We start from the raw sequence: 17,614 nt of genomic DNA, 5'->3' as shown, positions 1-17,614 counted from the left end.
TCGTCCGACCCGGACGGGAAGGGTCTCCATCAACCACGTGGTTGACAGGGTGACACACAGATGCTGGACTATCAACCAACCGCTTGGTTGGGGGATGGTGGAGGATGACCGAACAGCTCGATCGCCGGCAGGCGCTCATTCACGCGGCCTTCTCGGCGATCGCCGAGGAGGGCTTCGAGGGGTTCCGGTTGCGGCCGATCGCCGCCGCGGCCGGCATCGACCACTCCACCCTGCACCACTACTTCCGGACCAAGGCCGACCTGATCGCCGCAGTGCTCGAGCACGTGACCAGCCAATTCGAGGCGACGATGCACAACGACCTGGAACCCGCAGCCCGCTTACGGCAACACCTCAGCGAGATCGCCACCGCTGTCGCGCAACGGCCCGAGTTGTTCATCGTGCTGGACGAGCTCGATCTTCGGGCTCGACGTGACGAGTCCACCGGGGCCGACATCGAACGCGACGAACAGGGTTGGCGGGACGCGCTCGCGGCGATCTTCACCGAGGGCGTCGCGCGACACGTCTGGTCGGTGAACCTCGACGTCGCCGCCAGCGTCGAGCTGGTGATCGCCACCGTCAAAGGCATTCGTCTGCGGCCCGACAAGGCCGAGTCGGTAGTCAACCAACTCTGCGACCTCTTCGCACCAGAGAGCCGCACCCATGACTGACGTGCTGATCGTCGGCGGAGGCATCGGCGGCCTCGCTCTCGCCCAGGGTCTGCGTAGACACGGCATCACCGTCGCCGTGTACGAGCGGGACCGACGCCGCGACGACCGGGTGGACCGCTACCGGCTCGCGATCAACCCGGCGGGCAGCCGGTCGCTGCGTGCCTGCCTGCCCGACCCGCACTGGCAGGCGTTCACCGACACCGCGGGCCGGCCCGGCGGCGGTTTCGGCTTCCTGGGCACGGACCTGCGCACGCTGGTGCTCGTGGAGGACTCGGTCATGTATCCCGACGATCCCGACCCCGCCGAACGGGCCTATCCGGTCGACCGTTCCACGCTGCGTGGGGTTCTCCTCGACGGACTCGACGACGTCGTCCACTACGACAAGGCATTCGAGCGCTACGACCTCGCCGCTGACGGTCGCCCCACCGCGCGCTTCGCCGACGGGACGGCCGCCACCTGCGACGTCCTGGTCGGCGCCGACGGGATCAACTCCCGGGTGCGGGCGCAGTACCTGCCGACCGCCACTGCGCGAGACGCCGGCGCGGTCGGCGTCGGGCTCAAGCTGCCGCTGAACGACGACACCCGGGCCTGGTTGCCCGCCCGGCTGGCCGAGGGCATGAACCTCATCGTGACCGGTGCGCCGTACTTCTTGTTCACGTCGGTGTTCGAACGCCAAAAGCCGGTGGGGGACGACTACCTGCTGTGCGCGTTCGTCGCCCGCAACGACCTGTTCCCGTCGCGTCCGGAGCGCCTCGACGGCCCCCAGTTGAAGGCGTACGTCGCTGGGCTCATCACCCACTGGCATCCGGCGCTCCGCCACCTGATCGACAGGTGCCCACCGGGCGATGTGAGCGCGTTCCCCTTCCAGGCGTCCGACCGTCCGGCGCCCTGGGCGCCCTCGCGGGTCACCGTGCTCGGCGACGCCGTGCACGGGATGCCGCCGGCCGGCGGAAACGGCGCCAACACCGCGCTGCGCGACGCCGCCCTGCTCACCCGCCAGTTGTCGCTGGCCGACGGCGGCCACCTGCCGCTGCTGGACGCGATCGGCGGATACGAGGCCGAGATGCGCGAGTACGGATTCCACAGCGTCGACCTGGCCATGAGGACCCTGCGCCAGGGCATGATGAGCAACCCGGTCACCGTGGGTCTGACCCGTGGCTGGTTCAGCCTCTGCGGCGTCGCGTCACCGCTGCGCCGGATGACGTTCGGCGCGAGCTGGGCCACGATCAGCGCTCCCCGCCAGTGGGAGCGCGCCGGCGCCAGCCGGCTGGGCTGACCCGCTCGACCGGCCCAGGGCGAGGGCGGCCGTCCGACGGTCACCCCGCACCGGCGATCCTGTCGGTGCGGGTCGGCAGGATGGCGTCATGGGTTCACGTCTGGGCACTGTCGTCGTCACGGGTGCCGCCGGTCGCATTGGTTCGGCGGTCTGCCGTCACCTGCGCGACGAGGTGCGCCGCCTCGTCCTGGTCGATCGGGTGCCCACGCAGCCGCAGTCCTCGACAGACCTGACGATCCAACTGGATCTGGCGGACGCCGAGGCCGTGACCGCCGCGCTCGAGGGCGCGGACGCGGTGGTGCACCTGGCCGGGCTGCCGGACGAGGCGCCCCTGGCCGACCTGCTGGAGAGCAACGTGCTGGGCACGTACCACGTGTTGGAGGCGGCCCGTCGGCAGCGGGTCGGGCGGGTCGTCCTCGCCAGCAGCAACCGTGTCACCGGCTTCTACCCGGTCGGCCAGGTGGTCGGGCCGGACGAGCCGGTCCGGCCGGACGGTTTCTACGGGGTGAGCAAGGTCGCCGTCGAAGCGCTCGGTCGCCTGTACGCCGACAAGTTCGGCCTGTCGGTGGTGTGCCTGCGCATCGGCAGTTGGGAGGACGAGCCGGACCAGGTCCGCTACCTGGCGACCTGGTTGAGCCCGCGCGACGGCATCGGTTTCGTTCGCGCGGCTCTGACCGCCCCCGACGTGCACTTCGCGACCGCCTACGCCGTGTCCGCCAACACCCGGGCGTTCTGGGACACCACGGCCGGGGCGCAACTCGGCTATCTGCCGGTGGACGACGCGGAGGTTTTCGCCGACGGGGTGCCCGGTTCGCGCGACCCGGTCGACCCCGCCGCCCGGCAGGGCGGCGCCTTCACCGACGCCGCGTACTCGCTGCGGCACGTCCGGGCGGACGAGCCGTCCTGGTGAGCCGAGCATCCACCAGCGTGCCGCCGGCCCACCCGCCACGGGTGGGCCGGCTTCTTCTCACTTGCCGGTGACGATGCCCGGGTTGATGCACAGGCCCGGGTTGGCGCCGTTCTTCTCGGCGATCTCCAGGCAGCGGGTGACCTTGTCGACCTTCGCGTTGGTCTCGGTGATCTGCTTGGAGATCTCGGCGTTCTTGCGGTCCTGCTCCAGGTTGCGGGTCTGGGCGAGCTTGTCCTGGAACGCCTTGATGTTGCCCTCGGTCTTGTCGTCGTGGTTCACCCGGGTGATGGTCACCGAGAGGATGTCCACGTCGCTGGCGAGGCGGGTGTCCGCGCTGGTCTTGATGTTCGCCGCGAACGGCTTCAGGTCGACGTTGAGGTCACCGGTCCGCGCGTCGATCTTCTCCAGCGGGTTGTACGCGGCGAAGGCGTCGTTGACCGCGCTGTCGAGCTGCACACCCACCCGCTGGCCCCGGAAGCTGTCGAAGTCTCCCTTGTAGTCCATGAACTGCTTCGGCGCGTTCTCCGGCCTGACCTGCCACTCGATGAGCACCTCGACGCAGGCGTCGGCGAGCGTGCCGGTGCGGACGCGCACGCAGTTGTTGCCGCCGATGTGGTCGTACTTCTGCCGGCCGGCGTCCCACTCGCCGACCTTCTGCCAGGGGGCGACCCACTTCAGGCCGGAGCCGGTCACCTTGCCGGTGGGCTTGCCGAAGCTGGTGACGATGCCGACCGAGCGGATGGGCACCGAGTGGGCGCTGGAGGTGACACCGACCAGCAGGGTGAGGGCGAGAAAGACGAGCGTCGCGAGGGCGGCCATCCGCTTCAGGGGCCGCGCGGGGGCGACGAGTGCCAGGACGGCGCTGACCGCCAGGGCGACGGCGAAGACGATCGCCATGGTGAAGCCGACGGGCATGGGGTGGGGACCTTCCGCTGGGCTGTGTGGATCATCAACCTAGGAGGTTGGGTCAAGTCGGCCGGACAGGGGAGTGGGGTTCGCGTACGTCCCCTGCTCGCCGAATGTGGAGTCCATCGACATGGTTCGACTCGCGGGGCCAGCCGTAGGTTTCCTCCACGCGACGGCCCTGTGACCACGGTCACCGAATCGACCGTCGCCGCGACCGTGCGGAGGATGAGGCGATGGCCGGGCAAGCGCTCCTGTCGGCCCGCGGGCTGACCCGGGACTTCCGGGGCTTCCGGGCGGTCGACGAGGTCGACCTGGACGTCGCCCCGGAGAGCGTGCACGCGCTCGTCGGCCCCAACGGCGCCGGCAAGACCACTCTGTTCAACCTGCTCACCGGGTTCCTCACGCCCAGCGGCGGGCGGATCGAGTTGGCTGGGCGGGACATCACGGGGCTGCCGCCGGAGCGGGTCGCCCGGCTCGGCATGGCCCGTTCGTTCCAGATCACCAGCCTCTTTCCGCAGCTGTCCGCCCGCGAGCACGTCGCGCTGGCGTTGCAGTCCTCCAGCGGGCTGGGTTGGCGGTTCTGGCGTTCGGCGAAGCTGCTGGACCGCTACACCGAACGGGCCGACGAGCTGCTGGCCGAGGTGAGGTTGGCCGAGCTGGCGCAGGCGCCGTCGGCGGCGCTGGCGTACGGCCGCAAGCGGGCCCTGGAGCTGGCCATCGCTCTCGCGCTGGACCCGAAGGTGCTGCTGCTCGACGAGCCGACCGCGGGGATGGGCCTGGAGGACGTCGACCGTACCGTCGAGCTGATCAGCCGGATCCGCGCGGGCCGGACCGTGGTGCTGGTCGAGCACAACATGAGCGTGGTCGGCCGGCTCGCCGACACCGTCACCGTCCTACAGGCCGGCACGGTCCTCGTCGAGGGCCCGTACGAGCAGGTCCGCGCCGACGAGCGCGTGATCACCGCCTATCTGGGAGCCGCCGATGCTGCGCATTGACAACCTCTCCGCGTTCTACGGCGAGGCGCGGGTGCTGCGGGAGGTCGGCCTGGAGGTCGCCGCCGGCGAGGTGGTCACCCTGGTGGGCCGCAACGGCGCCGGCAAGTCCACCCTGCTGCGCTGTGTGATGGGGCTGCACGCCGGCCAGCGCGGCACGGTGGAGCTGGACGGGCGGGACATCACCAGGCTGCCCGCGCACCGGCGGGCCCGCCTCGGGCTGGGCTGGGTGCCCGACGACCGGGGCAGCTACGCCACCCTGACCGTCACCGAGAACCTCACCCTGCCCCCGACCGTCGGCCCCGACCCGTGGCCGCTGGAACGGGTGTACGAGGCGTTCCCCGCCCTGTACACCCGGCGCGACTCGGCGGCCACCATGCTCTCCGGCGGCGAGCAGCAGATGCTCGCGCTGGCCCGGGTGCTGCGCATGGGCGCCCGGCTGCTGCTCTGCGACGAGCCCACCGAGGGGTTGTCACCGCTGCTGGTGCGGCAGGTCGGCGACCTGCTGCGCGAGGCCAAGCGGCACGGGGTGACCGTGCTGCTTGTCGAGCAGAACCTGCACTTCGCCACCGGCGTCGCCGACCGGCACTACCTGCTGGCCGAGGGACGTGTCGCCGAGGCGATGGACAACTCCGAGGTGCGCTCGCGCGAACGCGAGCTGCTCGCGTACCTCGGGATCTGATTCTTTCCAACGACGAGCCGCGCGACGGTGCGCGGCATGGATGGAGTGGGCATGCGCAGGACGGTGGGTGTGGCCGCGGCGTCGGCCGCGGTGCTGCTGGTCGCCGGTTGCGGCGGCGGTGGACCCCAGGCGGGCGGCGAGGAGAAGCTGACCGGCGACAAGATCGTGCTGGGCGTGCTCAACGACCAGTCCGGGGCGTACTCGGAGTTGTCCGGCAAGAACTCGGTGACGGCTGTGGAGATGGCCATCGCCGACTTCACCGCGAAGTATGGCGACAAGGCGGTGACCAGGAACATCACCGTGGAGACCGCCGACCACCAGAACAAGCCGGACGTGGCCAACTCCAAGGCCCAGGAGATGTACGACCGCAAGGGCGTCGACCTCATCCTGGACGTGCCCACCTCGTCGGCCGCGCTGAAGGTCGCCGACGTGGCGAAGGAGAAGAAGAAGCTCTACTTCAACATCGGCGCGGCGACGACCGACCTGACCGGTAAGAGCTGCAACAAATACACGTTCCACTACGCCTACGACACGTACATGCTGGCCAACGGCACCGGGAAGACCACCACCGAGCAGATCGGCAAGAACTGGTACATCCTCTACCCGAACTACGCGTTCGGGCAGGACATGGAGAAGAGCTTCTCCACCGCCATCACGGCGGCCGGCGGGACTGTCGTCGGGAAGGACGGGGCGCCGTTCCCGAACACCAGCGGTGACTTCTCCACTTTCCTGCTCAAGGCGCCGACGCTGAACCCGAAGCCGGACGTGCTCGGCACCATGCAGGCCGGCGCGGAGCTGGTCAACGTGGTGAAGCAGTACAACGAGTTCAAGCTGCGCGACAAGGGCGTCGGCCTCGCGGTGGGGCTGATGTTCCTCACCGACATCCACTCGCTCACCCCGGCCGCGCTGGCCGGCACCACGTACACCGACGCCTGGTACTGGAACTTCGACGCGAAGAACCGGGAGTTCGCCGACCGGTTCCAGCGAAAGGCCGGCACGCGGCCCACCTTCGCGCACGCCGCCAACTACTCGGCGGCGTTGCAGTACCTGGAGGCGGTGCAGGCCGCCGGCACCGACGACGCGGACGCCGTGGTCAAGGGGCTGGAGGGTAAGACCATCGAGGACGTCTTCCTGCGCAACGGCAAGATCCGCGCCGAGGACCACCGGGTGGTGCACGACGCGTACCTGGCCCAGGTCAAGCCGCAGGCCGAGGTCACCGAGCCGTGGGACTACGTCAAGGTGCTCAAGACGATCCCCGCCGCGGAGGCGTTCCGCGCGCCCTCGGCGGACTGCAAGCTGTGAGCGGCTGGCTGTGAGCGGCTTCGCGCAGAACACGTTCAACGGGCTGGTGAGCGGGGCGTTCTACGCCCTGCTCGCCCTCGGGCTCGCCGTCATCTTCGGCATGCTGCGGGTGGTCAACTTCGCGCACGGCGCTTTCTACATGCTCGGCGCGTTCGGCGCGTACGTGCTGCTCACCGAGGTGGGAGTGCCGTTCTGGGCGGCCCTGGTGATCATGCCGGTGGGGCTGGGTCTGCTCGGCATGGCGTTGGAGCGCGCCGTTATCCACCGGCTGACGAAGCTCGACCCGCTCTACAACTTCCTGCTCACCTTCGGCCTGACGCTGATCCTGCAGGACCTGGTGAAGTTGCGCTACGGCGTGCAGTCCAGCCCGTACGAGACCCCGTCGCTGTTGAGCGGGTCGGTCAACTTCGGGCTCTTCGACTTCCCGACCTACCGGGTGTTCATCCTCGGCTTCGCGGTGCTGCTCTGCGTCGCGGTGTGGTGGGTGCTCACCCGCACCCGGATCGGGATGGTGGTCCGGGCGTCCACCGAGCGGCCCGACCTGACCCGCGCCTTCGGCATCGACGTCGGGCGGTGGGTGACACCGGTCTTCGGCTTCGGGATCGGGCTGGCCAGTCTCGCCGGCGTGCTGGCCGCTCCGATGCGCGCGGTCAACCCGCTGATGGGGGCCGACCTGATCATCGTGGTGTTCGCGGTGGTCGTGATCGGCGGGCTGGGCTCGATCTTCGGTTCGGTCGCCGCCGGCTTCGGTATCGGCCTCGTGCAGGCGTGGGGTGAGGCGTACCTGTCCGCCTTCCCGATCGTCTCGCAGACCATCGTCTTCGTCGTGATGGCCGGCGTGTTGCTCTGGCGCCCGGCCGGCCTGTTCGGTCGTGAGGAGGCTCCCGCATGACCAGCACCGTGGACACTGCCGCCGACGCGTCCCGCTCGACGCCGCCGTCCGGGTTGATCGCCGTGGCCCGGGCTCCCGGCTGGGTGCGGTACGCGCTGCTCGCCGTCGGACTGGCCGTCGCGGCGTGGCTGCCCAACGGCCTCTACCCCGCGGTCGCGGTGGACATCCTCTGCTGGGCGCTGTTCGCCGTCGCGGTGGACCTGCTGCTGGGCTTCACCGGGCTGATGTCCTTCGGGCACGCCGCGTTCTGGGGCACCTCGGCGTACGTCACGGGGTTGGTGGCCATCCACGCCGGCCTGCCGTTCCCCCTCGCCGTGCTGGCCGGTGCGCTCGCCGCGGCCCTGCTGGCCGTGCCGATCGGCTACCTGGCGGTCAAGCGCACCGGCATCTACTTCGCGATGGTGACCTTGGCCTTCGCGCAGATGGTCTACTACGTGGCCAACGAGTGGCGCTCGGTGACCCAGGGGGAGAACGGCCTGCAGGGCGTGCCCCGTTCGTTCTTCGGCCTGGACCTGACCGACGACTACTACTTCTACTACGCGATCCTGCCGATCGTGCTGCTCGGCCTGGCCGCCGCCTGGCGGATCGTGCACTCGCCGTTCGGCCGGGTGCTCGTCGGCATCCGGGACAACCCGGCCCGCGCCCGTGCGCTGGGCTACCCCGTGCACCGCTACAAGCTCACCGCGTTCGTGCTCTCCGGGTTCATCGCCGGGCTGGGCGGCGGGCTGTTCGCGGTCGGCCACCGGTTCGTCTCGCTGGACGTGCTGCACTGGACCACCTCCGGCAAGGCGGTCATCGTGGTGGTGCTCGGCGGGATCGGCACGCTCTGGGGCGGGGTGCTCGGCGCCGGCATTGTGGTCCGGCTGGAGGACTGGTTGTCGTTCTCCGGGTTCGAGGCGATCGGCCTGGTGACCGGCGGGATCTTCGTCCTTGTCGTGGTGCTGTTCCGGCGCGGCATCTGGGGGACCGTGGCCGACCTGGCCCGGCGCCTGGCCGTCACCCGCCGCGGATAGCTCTGGCGTGCGTCGGTGGCCTGGGCGACGAGCCCGGGTCGCCGGCTCGGCCTCTTCGCCGCCAGGCCGGTCACGCGCTCCTGCCAGGGAGTTTGCAGCCCTCTCGGCCAGCGGTGCAACCGATCGTAACTTTTTGGACACGGTGGTCGTCGAAGGCGCGAGGGGTCGTTACCCACGGGGGCGGCAACCCGACTACCATCCAGCCCACTATGACCATAGAGCGCATCCGTCGGCTCGCCACCGACGTACCGGCCGATCACGTCGCGCCCCCGCGGACCCCCCTGCCGAACTGGCTCCTCTTCCCGGGCCTGGCCCTGCTGGCCGTCTCGCTCGCGGCGTACGGCGCTTTCGTGCGCGACCGCCCGTTCCGGGGGACGGACTTCAACATGTACCTCGGGGCCGCCCACGCGTTCCTCGATGGGCAGCCCGTCTACCAGCTCGGGTACACCACGCTCGCCCTTCCGTACACCTATCCGCCGATCACCCTGCCGTTCCTGACGCCGCTGACGCTGCTCGATCCGCGGACCGCGCTCACCGTCATGAACATCGTGGGTATCGCAGCGATCTTCCTCGCCCTGTGGTTCACCACCACGATGCTCGGCTACGAGGGCACCCGGGGCCGGCTCGGTCTCGTCGCCGCCGTCGGCGCGGTGCTGCTCTGGACCGAGCCGCTGCAGCGCAACCTCGACCTCGGCCAGATCAACATCTTCGTGCTGCTGCTGGTCGTGGCGGACCTCGCCCTGCCCGGCCGGAGCCGGTTCAAGGGCGTCGGCATCGGCGTCGCAACCGCGACCAAGCTGCTGCCCGGACTCTTCGTGGTCTACCTGCTGCTCACCCGGCGAATCCGGGCCGCCATCGTCGCGACCGGCACCTTCGCCGGGCTCACGCTGCTGGGCGCGATCATCCAGCCGGGCGGCTCGTACGACTACTGGCTGACCGGGCGGGCGTTCGACTCGCACCGAGTGCTGATGTCCTCCGGCCCGCGGTACGGCGGCAACCAGTCCCTGCAGGGGTTCACCGCCCGACTGCTCGAAACCGACCAGCAGAACACCATCTGGTGGATGCTCTCCGTCGCGGTCGTGCTGGTCGGTGGCCTCGCCCTTGCCACCGCGCTTGCGCGGCACGGCGAGGAAGCGATGGCCATGGTCGTCGTCGGCTTCACCATGCTGCTCATCTCGCCCATCAGCTGGTCGCACTACTGGCTCTGGATCGGCCCGATGGCGGTGGTGTTGATCGACGTAGCGCGTCGCTCACACGGCGCGGCACGTCTGGTCGCCGGCATCGTCGCGATAGCCGCGATCGCGCCGTTTCTCATGTGGCCGGGCCCCTATTACGGCGGACTCTCCCCGCGCGGCCTGATCTGGCAGGCTAACCGGTTTGACGGGCTGGCCCAGCGGTTCGCGGTTGATCCCTACGTGTCGACGACGCTGGTGCTCTTCACGCTCGCCGCGTTCTGGCTGTACTGGCGGTCGCGTGCGGAACGGACGGTCCTGCCGCCCGTCGGCACCGCAAACCCATGATCAATTCCCTACGGCGACAGCGGCACGGAACCGCCGCGAACACCAGGAGACGTCGATGACGCAGGCGATGGACGAGCACGCGGTCGCAGCGCAGACCACCGAGCCGATGCGGGCTGGCCAACGAGCGGACCTGCCCCAGCAGGCCGGCGTGGTGGCGCCGGCCGTCGAGCGGGCGGCGGGCGGGCGGCGGCCGCGCCTGCTGGTCCTCGACGGACTGCGCCTCGGCGCTGCGCTCATGGTCGTCGCGTACCACCTCATCGGAGACAAGGTCGGTGCGTGGCAGCCCTCCGCCGCGTCCCACTTCGGGCTGCTGCACTCCGTCTCCAAGTACGGCTTCCTCGGCGTGCAGCTCTTCTTCATCATCAGCGGCTTCGTCATCTGCATGAGCGCCTGGGGACGCTCCGTCGGTGACTTCTTCGTCTCCCGCGTCGTCCGGCTCTACCCCGCTTACTGGTTCGCTGTCCTGGTGGCCGCCGCCGTGCTCGTGGCCGTGCCGAGGGGTGTCGACCTCAAGCTCCGCGACGTGGTGGGCAACCTGACGATGATGCAGGAGTTCCTCGGCATCCGGCACCTCGACCTGTCGTACTGGACGCTCACCGTCGAGATGATCTTCTACCTCCTTTTCGCCATCCTCGTGGCGCGCGGCCTGACCTACCGCGGTGTGGTCGCCTTCTGCGCCATCTGGACCGTCGCCTCGCTGGTCGTGCCCAAGTTCGGCAGCGCGTGGTTCAGCGCCGTCGTGGCGGCTGGCTACTCCAGCTACTTCATCGCGGGCATCGCCCTCTACCTCATCTACCGGTTCGGCCCGAACCTGCTGCTGTGGTCGATCGTCGGCCTCTCCTTGCTGATCGCGCTGACCCGGCTGCCCAGCCTGGCCCAGGCCCGCGACGTCGCCTTCGCGCCGACGGCCGTCATCGTGACAGCCTTCGTCGTGGTGATGGCAGCGGTCGCTCTCAACTTCTTCTCCTGGGTGAAATGGGGCTGGGTCGCGACGGCCGGTGCCATGACCTACCCGCTGTACCTCATTCACCAGACGGTCGGGCTCGCCGTCATCGACCGGCTCCAGGACCACCTGTCGCCGTGGTTGCTGATCACCACGCTGATCGCCGCTCTGCTGATCGCCGCCTGGCTGATCCACCGGTTCATCGAACGGCCCGCCGCTCGCTGGATGAAGCGGCAGCTCAACGACTCGATGCGCCAATTGCGGACCACTCGCTGACATCGGGGCCCACGCGCTGACTGTGCCGGCGGCGCTGAAGGACGCACGAACGCTCGGCCGGCGCCTCGATGGGGGCGCCGGCCGGCGTCGTCGGTGGGCTGCGGGTGCGTCACGCAGTTGCCGGCAAATCCCGCGACGGCGCATCCACCGTGCGTCGTTTCAACGAACCCCCGGGTAGAGAACGCCTACCCGGGGGTACGTCTGGTGCTGACCCATCCGATTCCGGCCGACGCCGTGCAGACCGCGCACAAGGGTGTCTTCTTGGCGGCCGAGGACCTGGACGGTAACCGTGTCGCCACGTTGACGCTGGAGTTGGCCGACGAGTGGGGCGTGCCGGCGCTGTGGGAGCAGGTGTGCCGGCCGCTGCTGGCGAGGCTCTCGGGGCGTACTGCCGCCGAGATCGCCGTCGAGCATGCCCTCTCCGAGGGCGTCCGGGTGGGGCTGGACGTGCACCGGCGCGAGCCGGGCCGCTCACTGCCCGCCGGCGGTGTGCTGCTGGCCGGCGCCGAGCAGGAGGCGCACAGCCTCGGCCTGCACGCGCTCGCCGCCGCCCTGCGGGAACAGGGGCGCGGCTGCCTTCACCTCGGCCCCGCGCTGCCCTGGACCGCGTTGACAAACGCGGTTTACCAGGCCCGCCCGCACACCGTCGTGCTCTGGTCGCAGACGCCGGTCACCGGCCGCGCGTACCGCCTGGTGCGCTTCGCCCGGGACTTCCCGCGCCTGCGGGTGTACGGCGCGGGGCCGGGTTGGATCGAGCCGCTCGCCGCGCCGGCGGTCCACCTGGACGCGCTGCCGGACGCCGTCGCCGCCTGCCTGGACAACCCGCGACCTCGCTGAGCTTCGGCGGGTGCGTCCCGGGCCGACCCGTCGTGTCCCCGATCGGGGTGCCGGACCAGACGTGATGCGCACCACATACGATACGGATCGGTTCCGTATCGTTAATGCCCGCCCGTAGGCTGTTCGCGTTACGAGTCTGGCCCGTATCGTATTGCGTGACGGGTGCAACCGGGGGGAGAACCGGGCATGGAACTGCACGAGAACACGGGACACCCGAGGAGGTGGGCGATCCTGGGGGTGCTGGTGATCAGCCTCCTCGTCGTCGTCCTCGACAACACGATCCTCAACGTCGCACTGCGCACCCTGGCCGACCCGATCCACGGCCTCGGGGCCAGCCAGGGCGAGCTGGAGTGGTCCATCAACTCCTACACGCTTGTCTTCGCCGGGCTGCTGTTCACCTTCGGGGTGCTCGGCGACCGCGCCGGCCGCAAGCGCTTCCTGATGATCGGGCTGGCGCTGTTCGGCCTGGCGTCGCTGCTCTCCGCGTACGCTGACAGCCCCGCGCAGCTCATCGCGGCCCGCGCCCTGATGGGGGTCGGCGGCGCGGCCATCATGCCGGTGACGCTCTCGATCATCTCCAACGTGTTCGACCCGCGTGAGCGCGGCCGGGCCATCGGCGTCTGGGCCGGCGCGGTCGGCCTCGCCGTGGCGATCGGCCCGATCCTCGGCGGCACGCTGCTGGAGCACTTCTGGTGGGGCTCGGTCTTCCTGATCAACGTCCCGGTGGTCGTCGCCGGCGTGATCCTGGTGGCGCTGCTCGTCCCCGAGTCGCGTGACCCGCGCCCCGGCCGCGTCGACCTGCTCGGCGTCCTGCTCTCCGTGGTCGGCCTGGTCGCCCTCTCCTACGGCATCATCGACGGTGGCGAGCACGGCTTCGACCGTCCGGTGGCCTGGGGCTCGATCCTGGTGGGCCTCGCCGTGCTGGCCTGGTTCGTGCGGCACGAGCTCCGTTCCGACCACCCGTCGCTGGACGTCCGGCTGTTCAAGGTGCCGCGCTTCGCCGCGCCGGTCGCGATCGTCGGCCTGGTGTTCTTCGCCGCGATGGGCGTGATGTTCTTCAGCTCGTTCTACCTGCAGTTGGTCCGCGACTACAGCCCGCTGCAGACCGGCCTGCTCTTCCTGCCCTTCGCCGGCGCCCAGCTGATCTTCGCGCCGCGCAGCGCCGCGATGGTCCGCCGCTACGGCGGCCGGGCGGTCGCCGCAGTGGGGCTGGGGCTGACCGTGGTGGCGCTTGCCGCGTTCGCCTTCATCGGCGCGTCCACCCCGATCTGGATCGTGCTTGTCGTCTTCTTCATCCAGGGCGTCGGGATGGCCAACATCATGCCGCCGGCAACCGAGTCCATCATGTCGGCGCTGCCCCGCGAGAAGGCCGGCGTGGGCTCCGCGGTGAGCAACACCGTCCGCCAGGTGGCCGGCGCGCTCGGCGTGGCGGTCCTCGGGTCGGTGCTCTCCGCGGTCTACCGCAGTGACGTGGGCGACGCGCTGACCGGCCTGCCCGCGCAGGCACAGGACGCGGCCAACGAGTCGATCTCCGGGGCGTACGCGGCTGCCGGCCAGCTCGGTCCGGCGGCGCCGACGCTGATCTCGGCGGCCAACGACGCCTTCGTCACCGCCATGCACTGGGCGGCGGCGCTGTCCGCGATCGTCGCGGCCCTGGGCATGCTCGTGGTGCTGCGGTGGATGCCGGGTCGCGAGGCCCTGGCTCCGGCGTCGGCGGCCCCCGCCGCCGAGCCCGAGTTGGCCGGCACGGCCTAGGTTCGGCGACAATGTCGGACATGACGTCCACCGCCGATGCTCCGCGGTCGCCCGGGCGACCGCGGAGCATCCGCGCCGACGAGGCGATCATCGAGGCGACCCTCGACCTGCTCGCCGAGGGCAGCACCATCGAGGCGCTCTCGATCGAGGCGATCGCCACCCGCGCCGGCGTCGGCAAGGCCACCATTTACCGCCGCTGGGCCGGCAAGGACGCGTTGCTGCTGGACGCGCTGCGCCGGCTCAAGGGCGTCATGCCGCAGCCGGCCGGCGACTCCGTCCGCGACGACCTGCTCCTGCTGGTCGGCGCGATCGGGCAGAACGCCGACCCCCGCGCGTCGAAGATCATGCCGTGTCTGGTGCCGGCGGTGAACCGCAGCCCGGACCAGTTCCAGCTCTACCAGAACATCATCGCGCCCCGGCGGCAGCTCATGCGCGAGGTGCTGCGGCGCGGCATCGAGGAAGGGCTGCTACGGGCCGACATCGACGTCGAGGTGACCATGGCGCTGCTCACCGGGCCGATGCTGATCCAACGCGTCCTTCAGTGGAACCCGGACCTGGACGGCCGGAAACTTCCGGCGCAGGTCGTCGACACCGTCCTCGACGGCATCCGCGCCCGCTGACCCGACCGCGCGCCCCCGGCGGGTTCAGCCCGCCGGGGCGCGCAGCCGGTGCAGGCGCAACGCCAACTGCACCTCCAACGCCCGCTCGGGGCGCTGCCAGTCCGCGCCGAGCAGCTGCCCCACCCGCTCCAGGCGCTGGGTCACCGTGTTGACGTGCACGTGCAACTGCTCGGCTGCCCGGGCCAGGCTGCCGCCCACCCCGAAATACGCCTCCAGCGTCTTCACCAGCGCCGTCCCGCGCCGGGCGTCGTAGTCGACCACCGGCCCGACCGTGGCGGTGAGGAACTGGGCCACGTCCCGCTCACCCCGGTCACCGACAGTGCCCAGCAGCAGACCGACGAAGCCCAGCTCCGCAGTGCTGGCGCCCTGACCGGCGCGGCCCAGCGCGCCCAGCGCCGTGAGGCAGCGGTCCGCCTCGTGGAACGTCCCGGCCAGCGTCCCCGGCCCGGTCGACGGGCCGCTCGCCCCGGCCGTCACCGGCCGGCCCGTCACCCGCGACAGGTCCCGGGCCACCGCGCGGGCGCTGCCACCGGCATCCTGGCCCGGCAGCATCAGGACCACCCGACCGTCGCGCGCCGCGGCCAGGCCACCGCGCGCCGAGGCGTACGTGGTGGCCCAGGAGAGCACCCGCTGCCGCGCCGAGCCGGTCGCCGCGATCGCGTCGTCGCCCACCGCCACCAGCACGTGCGGCGCGTCCAGGTCCACACCGAGCCGGCGGGCGCGGCTGCGCAGCGCGTCGGTGTCGCGCAGCGGCCGGGCGATCAGATCGTCCAGCAACTCGCCACGGACGCGCCCCTCCGCCTCGGCCACCGTCCGGCGGAACAGCAGCAGCAGCGCGGTCACCAGCGCGGCCCGCTCCAGGATCCGCTGGTCGGCGTCGACCAACTCGTCGTCGGGCCGCAGCACCAGCGCGCCCAGGTTCTCCGCACCGGCCACCACCGCCGCGTACCAGAGCGGGCCGCGGCGCACGCTGCGTCCCTCCGTACGCGAGGCGGCCACCGCCTCGACGATGTTCGCCCGGTCCGGCTCGTCGATTTCGCCCACCCGGGCCAGCAACCGGCCCTCGGCGTCCAACGCCAGCAGCGCCCCGCCCAGCACCTCGGTCACCGCCGCGGCCACGTCCTCCACCCCGCCACCGCGCAGCACCAGCGCCGTCATCCGGTCGTGCGCCGCCGCGGCCCGCTCCACCGAGCTGCTGTGCGCCCGGATGGTGGTGTTCGCCGCCGACAACTCGGCCAACGCCGAGCGGGTCTCGGCCAGCAGCCGGGCCGTGTCGATCGCCACCGCCGCGTGCGCGGCCAGGGAGACCAGCAGCGCCACCTCCTCGCGGGCGAACGGCCGGGCCGAGCGGTTGGCCGAGTAGAGCACCCCGATCGAGGTGGAGCCGAGCCGCAGCGGCACCCCGAGGATCGCCACCAGGCCCTCCTCGCCCACGCCCGCGTCGATCTCCCCGGTGTGGTGAAAGCGCGCGTCCTCGCCGTAGTTGGCGGTCACGTACGGGGCTCCGGACTGGGCGACCAGGCCACCGAGGCCGGCACCCATCGGCAGCCGCAGCCGCTGGAAGCGGGCCGAGACCGACCCGTCGGTCACCCGCATGTACGTGTCGCCGCGCTCGTCGTCGTTGAGCGTCATGTACGCCACGTCGGCGCCGAGCAGGTTACGGGCCCGGTGCACGATCGCCCGCAGCACGTCGTCCAGGTCGCGTAGCCCCGCCAGGTCGCTGACCGTGTCGTACAGGCCGGACAGCTCGGTCTCCCGACGGCGGCGGCGCTCCAGCAGCGCGCGGACCCGCAGCGCCACCGTCTTGGCCTGCTCCAGCTCGGCCAGCCGGTCGGCGGGCATCCCGCCGGCGCGCGCGGCCACCAACGGGCCCTCGAACTCCACCGCGGCGGCCTCGCGAGCGAGCAGTTCGAGGAACTCCACCGGCGACGACATGGTCGACATTGTGCTCAGGCCCACTAGTTGGCCGTCCAGCCCCCGTCGAGCGCGATCGACGCGCCCGTGATGAAGGCCGCCGGTGGCGAACAGAGGTACGCCAACAGTTCGGCGACCTCCTCCGGCTCGATCAGCCGCTTGATCGCGGCCCGCGCCAGCATGACCTTCTCGATCACCTCGGCCTCGCCGATGCCGTGGCTGGCCGCCTGATCGGCGATCTGGCTCTCCACCAGGGCCGTTCGTACGTACGCCGGGTTGATGCAGTTGGCGGTCACCCCGTGCGCGGCACCCTCCAGCGCCACCACCTTCGACAGCCCTTCAAGGGCGTGCTTCGCCGAGACGTAGGCCGCCTTGTACGGCGAGGCGCGCAGGCCGTGCACCGACGAGATGTTGACGATCCGGCCCCAGCCGCGGGCGTACATGTGCGGCAACGCGCGACGGATCAGCAGGAACGGCGCCTCCACCATCACCCGCTGGATGTACTCGAAACGTTCGACGGGAAAGTCCTGCAGCGGCGCCACGTGCTGGAGGCCGGCGTTGTTCACCACGATGTCCACGTCCACGTCGAGCGCGTCCACCGCTGCCGCGTCGGCCAGGTCCACTCCCTCGGCGCGTCCGCCGGCCTCGGCGGCCACCGCCTTGGCCGCCTCCAGATTGCGGTCCACCACGAGCACCGTGGCGCCGGCCGCGCCCAACCGCAGGGCACAGGCCCGCCCGATGCCGCTGCCGCCCCCGGTGACCAGGGCGGTCCGACCGGAGAGGTCGAGCTGTACGACGTGGGGGACCGCCACGGGTTCTGCCGTCATGGCGCAAGAAGTTACGAGCTGTGTGCCCTGCGGCACATGGGGCAGCGACACATACTCGGTGCCAATGCTGTGTGGCCATGTCCCGCCGCGGCGCCTCGCCCCGGCTGCCGCGCCGCGCCGGAAGATCGCGCAACAACCAGGATGTAGTGGTCTCCCGGCGTCTCGTGACCACTACATCCTGGTTCGAGCACGACCTTGACGGCTGCGGTGCCGCGCCCCCCTCCCGGCCGGTCGGGTGGGTGATCGTCGTCAAGATCCGCGCAGTATCAGGGATGTTGCTG

The 17,614-nt window shown here is 70.8% G+C and carries 16 protein-coding genes; 13 read left to right on the top strand and 3 right to left on the bottom strand.

Going from position 1 to position 17,614, the window contains the following annotated elements; genetic code table 11:
* Positions 1-104 precede the first annotated feature (104 nt).
* From B0E54_RS12555 to B0E54_RS12545, 3 genes are all read left to right on the top strand, one after another.
* Complete coding sequence (locus B0E54_RS12555) at positions 105-668, top strand: TetR/AcrR family transcriptional regulator (protein WP_234583523.1); 564 nt, start codon at positions 105-107, stop codon at positions 666-668.
* A complete protein-coding gene (locus B0E54_RS12550; protein ID WP_234583521.1) occupies positions 661-1,944 on the top strand; it encodes an NAD(P)/FAD-dependent oxidoreductase in 1,284 nt (427 codons plus the stop codon). Before B0E54_RS12555 ends, B0E54_RS12550 begins: the two co-directional genes overlap by 8 nt.
* An 88-nt stretch (positions 1,945-2,032) precedes the next feature.
* Positions 2,033-2,854, top strand: coding sequence for an NAD(P)-dependent oxidoreductase (locus tag B0E54_RS12545; protein WP_234583519.1), 822 nt, complete (start codon positions 2,033-2,035; stop codon positions 2,852-2,854).
* Between the two features lie 57 nt (positions 2,855-2,911).
* Here the strand turns inward: B0E54_RS12545 and B0E54_RS12540 are convergent, their stop codons facing one another.
* Complete coding sequence (locus B0E54_RS12540) at positions 2,912-3,769, bottom strand: SPFH domain-containing protein (RefSeq protein WP_234583518.1); 858 nt, start codon at positions 3,767-3,769, stop codon at positions 2,912-2,914.
* A 224-nt stretch (positions 3,770-3,993) separates the two neighbouring features.
* Here B0E54_RS12540 and B0E54_RS12535 point away from each other — a divergent pair, with 224 nt between their 5' ends.
* The 10 genes from B0E54_RS12535 (at position 3,994) to B0E54_RS12490 (ending at position 14,592) form a co-directional block, all read left to right on the top strand.
* Positions 3,994-4,755 carry an ABC transporter ATP-binding protein gene (locus tag B0E54_RS12535; protein WP_234583517.1) on the top strand — a complete coding sequence of 254 codons (762 nt, stop codon included), beginning with the start codon at positions 3,994-3,996 and terminating at the stop codon, positions 4,753-4,755.
* Positions 4,742-5,434: an ABC transporter ATP-binding protein gene (locus tag B0E54_RS12530; protein ID WP_234583516.1), complete on the top strand. Its 693-nt coding sequence runs from the start codon at positions 4,742-4,744 to the stop codon at positions 5,432-5,434. Before B0E54_RS12535 ends, B0E54_RS12530 begins: the two co-directional genes overlap by 14 nt.
* A 51-nt stretch (positions 5,435-5,485) precedes the next feature.
* The gene (locus B0E54_RS12525) at positions 5,486-6,736 is read left to right on the top strand and encodes an ABC transporter substrate-binding protein (RefSeq protein WP_234583515.1); all 1,251 of its coding nucleotides are present in this window, start codon (positions 5,486-5,488) and stop codon (positions 6,734-6,736) included.
* 10 nt (positions 6,737-6,746) lie between these two features.
* Positions 6,747-7,628 carry a branched-chain amino acid ABC transporter permease gene (locus B0E54_RS12520; RefSeq protein ID WP_234583514.1) on the top strand — a complete coding sequence of 294 codons (882 nt, stop codon included), beginning with the start codon at positions 6,747-6,749 and terminating at the stop codon, positions 7,626-7,628.
* Positions 7,625-8,641 (top strand): branched-chain amino acid ABC transporter permease, encoded by a 1,017-nt coding sequence (locus B0E54_RS12515; protein WP_234583513.1) that lies wholly within the window; start codon positions 7,625-7,627, stop codon positions 8,639-8,641. The genes B0E54_RS12520 and B0E54_RS12515 overlap by 4 nt, the downstream gene beginning before the upstream one ends.
* Before the next feature lie 209 nt (positions 8,642-8,850).
* Positions 8,851-10,161 carry a glycosyltransferase 87 family protein gene (locus B0E54_RS12510; protein WP_234583512.1) on the top strand — a complete coding sequence of 437 codons (1,311 nt, stop codon included), beginning with the start codon at positions 8,851-8,853 and terminating at the stop codon, positions 10,159-10,161.
* A gap of 55 nt (positions 10,162-10,216) precedes the next feature.
* Positions 10,217-11,380 carry an acyltransferase gene (locus B0E54_RS12505; protein WP_234583511.1) on the top strand — a complete coding sequence of 388 codons (1,164 nt, stop codon included), beginning with the start codon at positions 10,217-10,219 and terminating at the stop codon, positions 11,378-11,380.
* A gap of 204 nt (positions 11,381-11,584) precedes the next feature.
* Positions 11,585-12,217, top strand: a complete 633-nt coding sequence (locus B0E54_RS12500) for a transcriptional regulator (RefSeq protein WP_234583510.1) — start codon at positions 11,585-11,587, stop codon at positions 12,215-12,217.
* A gap of 186 nt (positions 12,218-12,403) precedes the next feature.
* Positions 12,404-13,972, top strand: a complete 1,569-nt coding sequence (locus B0E54_RS12495) for an MFS transporter (protein ID WP_234583509.1) — start codon at positions 12,404-12,406, stop codon at positions 13,970-13,972.
* A gap of 11 nt (positions 13,973-13,983) precedes the next feature.
* Entirely contained in the window at positions 13,984-14,592 is a 609-nt protein-coding gene (locus B0E54_RS12490) for a TetR/AcrR family transcriptional regulator (RefSeq protein WP_234583508.1), read from the top strand.
* Positions 14,593-14,616: 24 nt separating this feature from the next.
* Here the strand turns inward: B0E54_RS12490 and B0E54_RS12485 are convergent, their stop codons facing one another.
* Positions 14,617-16,536: a helix-turn-helix domain-containing protein gene (locus tag B0E54_RS12485; RefSeq protein WP_234583507.1), complete on the bottom strand. Its 1,920-nt coding sequence runs from the start codon at positions 16,534-16,536 to the stop codon at positions 14,617-14,619.
* 14 nt (positions 16,537-16,550) lie between these two features.
* A complete protein-coding gene (locus B0E54_RS12480) occupies positions 16,551-17,333 on the bottom strand; it encodes a 3-hydroxybutyrate dehydrogenase (protein ID WP_234583506.1) in 783 nt (260 codons plus the stop codon).
* Positions 17,334-17,614 lie beyond the last annotated feature (281 nt).

The organism is Micromonospora sp. MH99, from assembly GCF_021442385.1.
Taxonomy (GTDB): Bacteria; Actinomycetota; Actinomycetes; order Mycobacteriales; family Micromonosporaceae; genus Micromonospora.
This window is presented reverse-complemented; position numbering and strand designations above follow the sequence as displayed.